We start from the raw sequence: 12,821 nt of genomic DNA on the forward strand, positions 1-12,821 counted from the left end.
TTACTCCTCCATGTCTACCGGGGTGTCAGGTGGCGCCAGCGGGAACCCCTGTTCGTCCTCCATGGCTTCTTCCACGCCCAGTTCGTAGCCCGTCTGTTGATAATAGCGGCGCAACAACGCAAGGCTCTGCGCCGACAGCGGGTTGTCACTCAGGTCGGAGTCGTCGTTGAGTGGCAGGGGCATTTCCAGCAAGTCACTGGGCAGGTGCTGGATCAGGTTGCTGCTCAGGTCGAGCGCTTGCAGGCGCCCCAGCCCGAAAACGCTCTCGGGCACTTCACTCAGCCCGCAGTTGTGCAGGTACAGCGCCTTCAAGCGCGACAGGTTGCGTACATCCGGCGTCATGCCGAGCATGTTGTCGCTCATGTCCAGATGCTCCAGTCCCCCCATGCCCGCCAGTAGCGCCTTGCTGCGAGGGGTCAGTTGTATGCGGTTGTCGGAGAGCGAAAGTTGGCGCAGGTGCTGCAGGCTGAAGATGGGCTCCGGAATATCCCCCAGGGCATAACGCTCGACGGTCAGGTGCGTGAGGTTGGGCAGGCACCTCAGCAGCTCGTCAATGCTCTGGTTGGACCGCTCGCCGATCAGCTCCAGCAGTGTAACGTGAGGCAGCTGCGCATTCAGTTGCGGCAGATCCCCCAGCAACTGGGCATGAAAAACCAGCTTGTAGCTGTGTCGAGGCGGGAGTTCGCCGCCTTCGTCCAGCTCGGTTTCCCGGCGCCAGCAACGTTCCAGCAGGTCCTTGAAGTGGGCGCGTCGCAACTGCTCCTCGGCGCGGGTGCCCATGTCCAGCACGGTATCCAGAATCGGATCACGCTCGGGGACATTGAGCACCCATTCCTGAAGCCGGGTACTCATCTGGTGGTATTCGGCCTTCAGTCGTGCCATGGCCGGTAGCGCCGCGTCGATATCGCCTGGCAGTTGAAAGAAGATGCGCCCCAGCTCGGTATCCGTGAGGCTGGGGTAAAGCGTCTTGAGTTGACGCAATACGGTGTAGGGCGGGCTGATTTTCCAGGCGTTATCGGTGCCCTGGAAGTGGATTTTGACCTGTTGCAGGGTTTGGGCTGACAACGGGTTATTGGACAGGTCGAAGGCGGCCGACAGGTCGGCGCGCAACGTGAACAGCTGCGCCGGCACTTGGGTGATCTGGTTGTGGCTCAAGTCGATAGCCGTCCTCGGCGTGGCGGGCGATAGCAGGCTCGCCGGGATGTGGGTCAGCCCTGTGTTGCTCAAGGACACCTGGCCGAGCCTGTTCAAGCGGCGCACATCCGGCACCTCGCCGAGTGGGTTGTGGCTCAAGTCGAGGGATTCCAGCTGGCTCATCGCAGCCAGTGCATTGGCGGTGGTGGGTGACAGCCGTAGGCCGTTGCGGCGCAGGCGCAGGTAGGTGAGCTGGCGCAGTGACGCGATGCCGAGGGGAAACTCTGCCAGCGCATAACGATCGAGGGTCAGGCGTTTCAGGCCGGGAAATGCCTGCAGGAATGACCCCGGTTGCAGGGGCGCGCCACTGCCCTCCAGCACCAGCGCCGTCACATGTGGAAGTGTTATGCGCAGCGTTGCAAGCGTGCCGCTGACGGGCATGGCGAGGGTCAATGCATAACCAGGGGCAATCCCGTGATGCTGGGGATCCAGCGGCACTTCCCGGCGCCACCCCGCTTCAATGGCCTCGATGAAGCGCGCGCGGTTGATGCGTTCTGCATGACTGGCCAGGGGGTCGTTTGCCCAGGGCGTCATATCGGTGCGAATGGCCTGGTACTCGATTTGGAAGCGCATCAAGGCGAGCCTGCCGGCCTCCAGGTCACCTGGCAGGGCAAACACGAAATGATTGATTTCGTCGTTGCTGAAGCTTGGGTAGAGCTGTTTAGCCAGCGCGAGGTCGGCCAGGGGCGCGTCGATTTCCCAGCGTTTGCCAGTGCGATGGTAATAGGCTTTGACGCGCTCCATCGATGCCTGTGTCAGCGGATTAGCAGACAGGTCGAATTTATCGCTGCTGGCGGCCGGCAGGTTGAACAGCGCGTCTGGCAGTTCGCGCAGCTGATTCTGCGAGAGCAGGGCCAGCTCCAGGCTCGGACGGTTGAGGAGGCCGCGCGGCAGTGCGCTGATGCCGGTCCTGCTCAGGTCCAGGTAGCGCAGATCCGGCATGCGCTCGACGCTGGGGACCTGATTCAAGGGGTTTTTGTACAGGTCCAGCGTGACCAGGCGGCTCATGGCGCTGAGTGCCGTCTGCTGTTCGGCGGTCAGGGTCAGCTGGCAGTCGCTGAGGATCAGCTCGTTCAAGTGGGGCATCGAAAACACGGGGGCGGGAAGCTGCTCCAGCCCGACGTGGCGGATCGTCAAGTGACGCAGCCTGGGGAACAAACGCAGAAAACCTTCGACCTGCTGCGTGCTGTGGTTGCCTTGCAACTCCAGCAGAGAAACATGGCTGAACCGCGCGCGCAGTTGCGGCAGCGGGCCCTGCAGCGGGACCGGCAGGCTGAGCCGATGGCCATTGCGCGCGGGCGTTTCGAAGTGATCGTCGATCTCGGTTTCGCGGCGCCAGGCCCGCTGGATTTCGTGGGCCCACAGACGGCGATCACGTCGTGCGTAGTCGTACTCCTCGGCACTCAGCGGGGCGCCTGTCTGTGGGTGCAGACGAGGTGTACTTCCCACCCAGCGCGCCAGGTCGTGGGTCATCCTCAGGTATTCGGTTTGCAGCGAAAGCAAGGTGGCCAACGCGCCACCGGGTTGGCTTTCGAGGCTTTGCACCAGCTCGCGGATCTGCGCGGTGGACAGCGCCGGCAGCAGGTCATGGGCAAGCTCTTCAGCGGACACCACGCGGTTTTCGTCCAGCCCCAGAGGCGCGACCGCGCGGTAACCCGCATCGCCGCCACGCAGGCGCATGAACTTTGGGTCGTATTCAGGTTTTTGCGCGGGGTCGGTGTCGAGTAGTCGACGCAGGGCGTCGCGCCCCAATGCATGTTCGGCGAGTGTCTGTTTGAGCCGCTCGCCTTGGCCGATATGGAGGTTCAGTGCAGTGCGCCGGCTGTCTGGCAGGGCCTGGAGAATCGCGGTGTAAACGTCGCTTTGGCCAAACAGTTCGGTCTGGTCCGCATACGGGATGTATTGGCCGTCCGCCGTGACGACCAAGGTCCGGCTGATTTGCGCGTCAGGCGGGCCGATGGCGTCCAGCAAGGCGCCATCGATCCGGTATTGGCGGACTTCAAGGCGCGTGCCCGGCTGCCATCCCGGTAGATTTTCCAGTGAGTGCAGGGCCAGCGTGGCGGTGTCCGGGCTTTCGACGGTCTCCAGGTACAAACCTTCATACGCGCGGGTGGTCCTGACCTCCTGTTGGCCCCAGTGCGCCAGGTCGCGCAGGCGCTTGGGGAGTGTTCCGGCATCGATTGCCCGCAGTTCCTCGCCACTGGCACTGGCGAGGATTTCTTCGCCGACGCTGGTAGGCAGCCCGGCCTCGGGCGCCGCGTCGAGGATCTTTTGCACGCGGGCATGGCGGGCGCGATCTTCACCGCGATAGCGCGAATCGAACAGCGAGAAGCGCTTGTCGTAAGCCAGGCGCGCGAGCTTTTTGCGTAACACCTTTGCCCGGGTTTGCGCCGAGGCGGGCGGTGTGCCGAAAGGCTCTTCCAGCAGGGTCTTGCGCTCCTGTTCATCCAGGCTTTCCAGAAGGATCTGCAGCAAGTCGCCGTTTTTCATCTGGGCCTGGTGGACTTGCACCACGCTGGCCCCGTCGGCCCTGGCGAATTCCCAAAGTGTGTGGCCCTGGGCGTCGAGGAAACGCAGGGTTTTGGTCTGCGGCCATAACCCATAGCTGACCAGCAGTTGTAGCTGGGTTTGCGCGTCGGCCTGGTGAGAAATGGCCGGGTCGTCGCTGTTCATCTGCGTAATGAAATCCTGCAGGTCCTGGTCGATCCTGAAACGCTTGAGGGTGTCGGCCAGCAGCGGTGGCGCCGGCTGCTGGTTGAGGTGCAGGTGGCGCAAGCCGTTGTCGTGGGTGTCGCTGACCCGGCGCGCCTGTTGCAGGCGGCTGTCACTGAGGCCTTCGGTCCGGTAGCCGAGGCGGCGCATCAGGGTGGGGCTGTCCCAGCTCAATGGGCGTTCAAGCTCCGTTACCCAGGCGCCTTCGCCGTTGGTCATGACCCGTGGGCGGTAGGCGCTGGCGCGCTGGGGGTGCTTGAGGGTATAGCGGGCAGATTCGGCCTCATGGTGCACTGCATAGTGCTCCTCGCCCAGGCGCAGGATTGATTCGCCGTGGTGCTGATACAGCCCCTGCTCATCGGGGCGCGCGCCCTTGGGCAGTTTTATTGCCCTGCGATAGGGGGCAAGATCCGGCTGCCACAGGCGCGCTGAGCCATCGGGCCGCGTCACGGGTTTCAGGCGCTCGAAAAATCTGCTCAGTTCGGCAGGTAGCGCGGCGCGAAGCAGGTCCTGGGCGATGGGTATGCCGATGGCAAACATCCCCAGTTGCACCAGTTGCTCAACCAGCGCCAGGGTATGCGCCAGGGCTTCGCGCTGCAGGCCTTCGACCCAGTCGAAGGCACCTTCGAAGGCATCGTCCAGCACCTGGTAGGCGGTGTAGCCGAGCATCAGCGCGCCCAGTGGCGGCACGAACGGCACGGCGATAAAGGCGATGATCTGCAACAGCGTGCTGCCGACTTTTTCAATCAAGGCCCAGCGTTCCCAGCGGGCTTTGCGGTCGGTGCTGGCGGTGGAGACGGCGCGGCTGCGGGCGTCATCGAGCAGTTTGCTGAGTTTCATCTGGTAGAGGTGTTCAAACAGGTCACGCTCGATCTTTGCCGCGCGAAATTGCAGGTTGGGTCCGGCTACCGGGGTCTGGCGCCAGCTGGGCAGCGGGTCGCCGGGGATATGGGCATGCCATGTCACCTGGGTGAGGCGCTGATTGAGGTCGGCGAAAAACAGGCTCAGGTCTGCGGCGCCGATAAAACGACTGAAGAAGCGCTGGTAGTCGGGCGTGCGCAGCTTTTCGCAGAGGGCGAGCATCAAGGCGCGGGTGCTGGGGTACTGCTTGATCGGGTGTTCGGGGTCGTCCGGGATCCAGGCGATGACCGGCACCACCTGCCGGCTGGCGTCCAGGTCTTCGGCAAACAGCACGATGCCGGTGAGGCGCGTCGACATGATCACCAACTCGTAACACAGCAGGGGCTTGCAGCCGTTGGCACTGCTCGGCTGGCCCTGCAGCAGGCCCATAAGTGTGTCGTGGCTGGCCTGGGGCAGGTCTTGTTTAAGCACGGCCATGTACAGCGCCAGTTCGAGGCTCGCCAGGTGGCTGCGCTTGATCGTGTGCTGCAGGCTGGCCTGGGCTACCGGGTTGTCCAGCCCGAGGTAGTCGCTGAGATAGCGCTGGTAGCGCTCGCCGATGTCCAATGTCCTGCAGAGGGTGGTGAACTGCGCAATCGAGAGTTTCGCGCCGATGGCCGGCAGTGGCTGGAACTGCCCGCCAGCGCCAGGACGCGTGGTGAAACCGGAGTTGGCGTCATAGCCGTCGACCGCCGTTTCGGACTCTTCGAAGTTATGCAGGGCGGCATCCAGCAGCGACACGCTCCAGGTACGCGCGGCCCCGGGTTTGAGCGTAAACCCGGCGAGCGTCAGGGGAATGTAGAGCTGCAGGTAGGTGTTGCGCACGTCTGGCTCAAGGCCGTACTGATCCTTGAGTGCCGTTTGCAGGATTTCGGCGGCAAAAACCTCGGGGCTTTTGAGGCGCTCCATGGCCTGGTCCACACGGTTTTGTGCGCTCCAGGCCTGGCTGTTGAGGCGTTTAAGTGCCTGGTGCTGTTGCTCACTGGCATTTTTTAAGCCGGCGGCGAGGATCAACGCCGGCTGGGCCAGGGCATTGCGTTTAAGGGCCGAGGCGGCGCCCAGCCAGTCGGGCAGGGCATGTTTGAGGATTTCGTAATGCGGTACGGTGCTGCTGGGCTGTTCGGCCATGGGTCGTTCCTTGACGATCGCTGGGAGGTTGCAGCAAAACAGCTGGCAGGGTGGGCAGGGTGGTAGACAGTTAGCGCCGCAGGGATTTGCACGCATCCACCGATCAGCCTGCCCACGGAGGGCGTGCACGGTTTAAACTGCGCCATTGCGACGCTATTTGTCGCATTGGCGTAAACCCACATAAAACCGGGGTTGGCGCTATAAGAAGTTGTCGCTTGGCGACAAGGTCGCGCTGAAAACTGTCCTTACAATCCCTGCATCGCCCGCCAGTTCCAGGCAGGCGTTCCTCTTCAGGAGACTCCGATGTCCGTTGAGCAAGCCCCGGTGCAACGTGCCGATTTCGACCAGGTCATGGTTCCCAACTATGCACCTGCTGCCTTTATTCCCGTGCGTGGCGAAGGCTCCCGCGTCTGGGACCAGGCGGGTCGCGAGCTGATCGATTTTGCCGGCGGCATCGCGGTCAACGTATTGGGCCACGCCCACCCGGCGCTGGTCGGTGCACTGACCGAGCAGGCCAGCAAGTTGTGGCATGTCTCCAACGTCTTCACCAACGAGCCGGCCCTGCGCCTGGCCCACAAGCTGATCGACGCCACCTTTGCCGAGCGCGTGTTCTTCTGCAACTCCGGCGCCGAAGCCAACGAGGCCGCCTTCAAGCTGGCCCGTCGCGTCGCGTTCGACCGTTTCGGCACTGAGAAGTACGAGATCATCGCCGCACTGAACAGCTTCCACGGCCGTACCCTGTTTACCGTCAACGTCGGTGGCCAGTCGAAGTATTCCGATGGGTTCGGTCCGAAGATCACCGGCATCACCCACGTGCCTTACAACGACCTGGACGCGCTGAAAGCGGCTGTCTCGGACAAGACCTGCGCCGTGGTGCTGGAACCGATCCAGGGCGAAGGCGGCGTACTGCCGGCCGAACTGGCCTACCTGCAAGGCGCCCGCGAGTTGTGCGACGCCAACAACGCGCTGCTGGTGTTCGACGAAGTGCAAACCGGCATGGGCCGCAGCGGCCACCTGTTCGCCTACCAGCACTACGGTGTGGTGCCGGACATCCTCACCAGCGCCAAGAGCCTGGGCGGCGGCTTCCCGATTGCGGCGATGCTCACCCGTGAAGACCTCGCCAAGCACCTGGTGGTCGGCACCCACGGCACCACTTACGGCGGCAACCCGCTGGCCTGCGCGGTCGCCGAGGCGGTGATCGATGTGATCAACACGCCCGAGGTGCTGGCCGGCGTCAACGCCAAGCACGACCTGTTCAAGGCGCGCCTGGAGCAGATCGGCAAGCAGTACGGCATCTTCACCGAAGTGCGCGGCATGGGCCTGCTGATCGGTTGTGTGCTGAGCGATGCCTTCAAAGGCAAGGCCAAGGACGTGTTCAACGCCGCCGAGAAAGAAAACCTGATGATCCTGCAAGCCGGCCCCGACGTGGTGCGTTTCGCCCCGAGCCTGGTGGTGGAAGACGCGGACATCCAGGAAGGCCTGGACCGTTTTGAACGTGCCGTGAAGACGCTGACACACGCTTGATGGACCGTTCGGTGCCCAAACGATTGGGCATCGAACCTAAATTTTTGTGCCGGGCCTCTTAACTGGAGCTGTGAAGATCCAATGTGGGAGCGGGCTTGTTCGCGAAAGCGGTGGTTCAGTCACCTGAAATGCTGAATGACACACCGCTTTCGCGAGCAGGCCCGCTCCCACACTTGACCTCACTGGTTTCAAGACCGTGCCTGGCATTTTTTCCTGTGAGTTTTTCGAGTTAAGGAGTGACACCATGCTGGTGATGCGCCCCGCGCAAATGGCTGATCTGGGCGAGGTACAGCGTCTGGCTGCGGACAGCCCGATTGGTGTCACCTCCTTGCCGGATGATGTCGAACGCCTCAGCGACAAGATCGCCGCCAGCGAAGCGTCCTTCGCTGCCGAGGTGAGTTTCAACGGTGAAGAAAGCTATTTCTTCGTGCTTGAAGACACCGAGACCGGCAAGCTCGCCGGCTGCTCGGCCATCGTCGCCTCGGCCGGTTACTCGGAGCCGTTCTACAGCTTCCGTAACGAAACCTTCGTGCACGCTTCCCGCGAGTTGAAGATCCACAACAAGATCCACGTGCTTTCCCAATGCCACGACCTCACCGGCAACAGCCTGCTCACCAGTTTCTACGTGGTGCCGGAACTGGTCGGTTCGCCGTGGTCGGAACTCAATTCCCGTGGCCGCCTGTTGTTCGTCGCCAGCCACCCCGAGCGCTTTGCCGATTCGGTGGTGACCGAGATTGTCGGCTACAGCGACGAGAACGGTGATTCGCCGTTCTGGGACGCCATCGGCCGCAACTTCTTCGACCTCAACTACGCCGCCGCCGAGCGCCTGTGCGGGCTGAAAAGCCGCACCTTCCTCGCCGAGCTGATGCCGCATTACCCGATCTATGTGCCGCTGTTGCCGGACGAAGCCCAGGAAGCCATGGGCCAGGTCCACCCGCGAGCGCAGATCACCTTCGACATCCTGATGCGCGAAGGCTTCGAGACCGACCACTACATCGACATCTTCGACGGCGGCCCGACGCTGCACGCGCGGGTGTCGGGGATTCGCTCGATTGCCCAGAGCCGCGTAGTGCCGGTGAAGATCGGTGAGATGGTCAAGGGCGTCGGTCGCCAGTACCTGGTGAGCAACGCGCAATTGCAGGATTACCGCGCGGTGTTGCTGGAGCTGGACTACGCGCCCGGCAAACCGGTGACCCTGGACCTGGCAGCGGCCGAAGCCCTGGGCGTCGGCGAAGGCGCGAGCGTGCGCCTGGTAGCGGTTTAAATAGAGTTTCGCGGGTGGCTGACAACAGCGGCCCGTTCGAGGAGATAGCATGATCGTTCGTCCCGTACGCAGCAGCGATTTACCGGCCCTGATTGATCTGGCGCGCAGCACCGGCACCGGCCTCACCACCTTGCCGGCCAACGAAGAGCGCCTGACCCACCGGGTTGGCTGGGCGGAAAAAACCTTTCGCGGCGACGCCGGGCGCGGCGATGCCGACTACCTGTTCGTGCTCGAAAACGACGAAGGCCGCGTGGTGGGCATTTCCGCCATCGCCGGCGCGGTCGGCCTGCGCGAGCCCTGGTACAACTTCCGGGTCGGCCTGACCGTCAGTGCATCCCAGGAACTGAATATCTACCGTGAGATTCCGACGCTGTTTCTGGCCAACGACCTCACCGGCAACTCCGAGCTGTGCTCGTTGTTCCTGCACGCCGATTACCGCAACGGCCTCAACGGCCGCATGCTGGCCAAGGCGCGCCTGCTGTTTATCGCCGAATTCCCACAGCTGTTCGGCAACAAGATCATTGCCGAGATGCGCGGCGTGTCCAACGATGCCGGGCGTTCGCCGTTCTGGGAGAGCCTGGGCCGGCACTTCTTCAAGATGGAATTCAGCCAGGCCGACTACCTCACCGGTGTGGGCAACAAGGCCTTTATCGCCGAGCTGATGCCGAAGTTTCCTCTGTACAGCTGCTTCCTTTCCGAGGACGCACGCAATGTGATCGGTAAGGTTCACCCCGATACCGAACCGGCGTTGAGCATGCTCAAGAGCGAGGGCTTCAGCTACCAGGGCTATGTCGATATCTTCGACGCCGGCCCGGCGGTGGAGTGTGAGACCACCAAGATCCGTGCCGTGCGCGACAGCCAGTCGCTGGTGTTGGCCATCGGCACGCCGGGTGACGACGCCACGCCGTTCCTGATTCATAACCGCAAGCGCGAGGAGTGCCGTATCACCGCCGCTCCGGCCCGTCTGGCGGCGGGTACGTTGGTGGTCGATCCGCAGACCGCCAAGCGCCTGCAACTGGTGGTGGGTGATCAAGTGCGTGCTGTTCCGTTGTCTGCTGCCCGGGAGTCCAAGTAATGAATTCGCTGTATATCGCAGGTAGCTGGCTGGCCGGCCAGGGTGAACTGTTTGAATCGCGCAACCCGGTGACCCAGCAAGTGCTGTGGGCCGGCAATGGCGCCACCGCCGAGCAGGTCGAGTCTGCCGTGCAGGCTGCGCGCCAGGCATTTCCGGGCTGGGCCCGGCGTCCGCTGGAAGAACGCATCAGCGTGCTCGAGGCCTTCGCCGCGACCCTGAAAAGCCGCGCCGATGAAATCGCCCGCTGTATCGGTGAGGAAACCGGCAAGCCGTTGTGGGAATCGGCCACTGAAGTCACCAGCATGGCCAACAAGATCGCAATCTCGGTGCAAAGCTACCGCGAGCGTACCGGCGAGAAGAGCGGCCCGCTGGGCGACGCCACCGCTGTGCTGCGACACAAGCCGCATGGCGTGGTGGCGGTGTTCGGCCCCTACAACTTTCCGGGGCACTTGCCGAACGGGCATATCGTCCCGGCGCTGCTGGCGGGCAATACCGTGCTGTTCAAGCCGAGCGAGCTGACCCCGAAAGTCGCCGAGCTGACGGTGCAGTGCTGGATCGACGCCGGCCTGCCGGCAGGCGTGTTGAACCTGCTGCAGGGCGCACGCGAAACCGGGATCGCCCTGGCGGCCAATCCGGGGATTGACGGCCTGTTCTTTACCGGTTCCAGTCGCACCGGCAATCACCTGCACCAGCAGTTCTCCGGGCGCCCGGACAAGATCCTGGCGCTGGAAATGGGCGGCAACAACCCGCTGGTGGTCGACGAAGTGGCCGACGTCGATGCGGCGGTCTACACCATTATCCAGTCGGCGTTCATCTCGGCCGGCCAGCGCTGCACCTGTGCGCGTCGCCTGCTGGTGCCGGAAGGTGCCTGGGGCGATGCCCTGTTGGCACGGTTGGTGGCCGTCAGCTCGACGATTGCGGTCGGCGCGTTCGACCAGCAGCCGGCGCCGTTCATGGGCTCGGTCATCTCCCTGGGCGCAGCGAAAGCCTTGATGGACGCCCAGGAACTGATGTTGGCCAATGGCGCCGTGGCGCTGCTGGAAATGACTCAGCCCCAGGATCAGGCTGCACTGCTGACGCCGGGCATCATCGACGTGACAGGCGTGACCGAACGCGAGGATGAAGAACTGTTCGGCCCGCTGTTGCAGGTGATCCGCTACGCTGATTTTGCTGGCGCGATTGCCGAGGCCAACAACACCCAGTACGGCCTGGCCGCTGGTCTGTTGTCGGATTCCGAAGCGCGCTACCAGCAGTTCTGGCTGGAAAGCCGCGCCGGTATCGTCAACTGGAACAAACAACTGACCGGCGCCGCCAGCACCGCGCCGTTCGGCGGGGTAGGGGCGTCGGGCAACCACCGCGCCAGTGCGTATTACGCGGCAGACTATTGCGCGTACCCGGTGGCCTCCCTTGAGACCCCGAGCCTGGTGTTGCCTGCGTCGCTGACCCCAGGCGTAACGCTTAAGTGAAAGTGACACCGATCTAATGTGGGAGCTGGCTTGCCTGCGAAGGCATCACCTCGGTGTATCTGCATGACCGAGTTGCCCGCATCGCAGGCAAGCCAGCTCCCACACTTGATCGGGTTAACAGATACAGATCTGCACTTGATGCCTATAAAAATACAGATGTTCGTGGAGCCTCGCCGATGAAATCCTATGAAGTCAATTTTGACGGTCTAGTGGGGCCGACCCATAACTACGGCGGTTTGTCCTACGGCAACGTCGCGTCCCAGAGCAATAGCCAGCAGTCTTCGAACCCGAAGGAAGCGGCGTTGCAGGGCCTGCAGAAAATGAAGGCCCTGATGGACATGGGCTTTGTGCAAGGGGTGCTGGCGCCGCAAGAACGTCCTGACGTGGCCGCCTTGCGCAACCTGGGGTTCAGCGGCACCGACGCCCAGGTTATCCAGCAGGCCGCCAAGCACGCGATGCCGCTGCTGGTCGCCAGTTGCTCGGCGTCGAGCATGTGGGTGGCCAACGCCGCCACCGTCAGCCCGAGCGCCGACACGGCGGATGGCCGCGTGCATTTCACCGCCGCCAACCTCAACTGTAAGTACCACCGCAGCATCGAACACCCGACCACCAGCCGCGTGCTGGGGGCGATGTTTGCCGATGCGCAACACTTCGCCCATCACGCCGCGCTGCCGGCGGTGGCGCAGTTCGGCGACGAAGGCGCGGCCAACCACACGCGTTTCTGCCGTGAGTATGGCGAAGCCGGCGTGGAGTTTTTCGTGTTCGGCCGCAGTGCATTCGACACCCGTTACCCGGCCCCGCAGAAGTACCCGGCGCGCCAGACCCTCGAAGCCTCCCAGGCGGTTGCACGCCTGCACGGCCTGAAGGATGAAGGCGTGGTCTACGCCCAGCAGAACCCGGCGGTGATCGATGCCGGCGTGTTCCACAACGACGTGATCGCGGTGGGTAACGGCGAGGTGCTGTTCTATCACGAGGATGCCTTCCTCAATACCGAGCAGATGCTTGGCGAACTGCAAGGCAAGTTGGGCAAATTGGGCGGCAACTTCCAGTCGGTCTGCGTGCCGCGCGCCCAGGTCAGCGTCGAGGACGCGGTGCGTTCCTACCTGTTCAACAGCCAGTTGCTGACCCGCGCCGATGGTTCGATGCTGCTGATCGTGCCGGAAGAGTGCCGTGCCAACGAACGCGTGTGGCAGTACCTGCAAAACCTCACGGCGTCAGGCGGGCTGATTCGCGAAGTGAAGGTCTTCGACCTCAAGCAGAGCATGCAGAACGGCGGTGGCCCGGCCTGCCTGCGCTTGCGCGTGGCGTTGAACGAAACCGAGCTGGCGGCGGTGAACCCAGGCGTTATCATGACCGCGCCGTTGTACGACACCCTGACCCAATGGGTGAACAAGCACTACCGCGACAGCCTGCGCGAAACCGACCTGGCTGACCCGCAATTGTTGCTGGAGTGCCGGACGGCATTGGATGAACTGACGCAAATCCTTAAACTGGGCGCGGTTTATCCTTTCCAGATCAATTAACGCCACCTTCTTTTACGCCCAATGCCGAGAGCTAC

6 protein-coding genes are annotated in these 12,821 nt (G+C 63.1%); 5 read left to right on the plus strand and 1 reads right to left on the minus strand.

What is annotated here, in order from left to right:
• The gene (locus tag C9990_RS06755; RefSeq protein WP_106802837.1) at positions 1 to 5,934 is read right to left on the minus strand and encodes a dermonecrotic toxin domain-containing protein; all 5,934 of its coding nucleotides are present in this window, start codon (positions 5,932 to 5,934) and stop codon (positions 1 to 3) included.
• Between the two features lie 303 nt (positions 5,935 to 6,237).
• Here C9990_RS06755 and C9990_RS06760 point away from each other — a divergent pair, with 303 nt between their 5' ends.
• The 5 genes from C9990_RS06760 (at position 6,238) to astB (ending at position 12,786) form a co-directional block, all read left to right on the plus strand.
• Positions 6,238 to 7,458: an aspartate aminotransferase family protein gene (locus C9990_RS06760; RefSeq protein ID WP_106802838.1), complete on the plus strand. Its 1,221-nt coding sequence runs from the start codon at positions 6,238 to 6,240 to the stop codon at positions 7,456 to 7,458.
• Positions 7,459 to 7,702: 244 nt separating this feature from the next.
• Positions 7,703 to 8,722 (plus strand): arginine/ornithine succinyltransferase subunit alpha, encoded by a 1,020-nt coding sequence (gene aruF, locus C9990_RS06765; RefSeq protein ID WP_106802839.1) that lies wholly within the window; start codon positions 7,703 to 7,705, stop codon positions 8,720 to 8,722.
• A gap of 49 nt (positions 8,723 to 8,771) precedes the next feature.
• Entirely contained in the window at positions 8,772 to 9,797 is a 1,026-nt protein-coding gene (gene astA, locus C9990_RS06770; RefSeq protein ID WP_065909213.1) for an arginine N-succinyltransferase, read from the plus strand.
• Entirely contained in the window at positions 9,797 to 11,263 is a 1,467-nt protein-coding gene (astD, locus tag C9990_RS06775) for a succinylglutamate-semialdehyde dehydrogenase (RefSeq protein WP_065909214.1), read from the plus strand. The genes astA and astD overlap by 1 nt, the downstream gene beginning before the upstream one ends.
• A 176-nt stretch (positions 11,264 to 11,439) precedes the next feature.
• Entirely contained in the window at positions 11,440 to 12,786 is a 1,347-nt protein-coding gene (gene astB, locus C9990_RS06780) for an N-succinylarginine dihydrolase (RefSeq protein WP_065909216.1), read from the plus strand.
• The last annotated feature ends 35 nt before the right edge of the window (positions 12,787 to 12,821 follow it).

Source organism: Pseudomonas sp. S5D5 (genome assembly GCF_003013355.1).
In the GTDB taxonomy this organism is placed as follows: domain Bacteria; phylum Pseudomonadota; class Gammaproteobacteria; order Pseudomonadales; family Pseudomonadaceae; genus Aquipseudomonas; species Aquipseudomonas aylmerensis.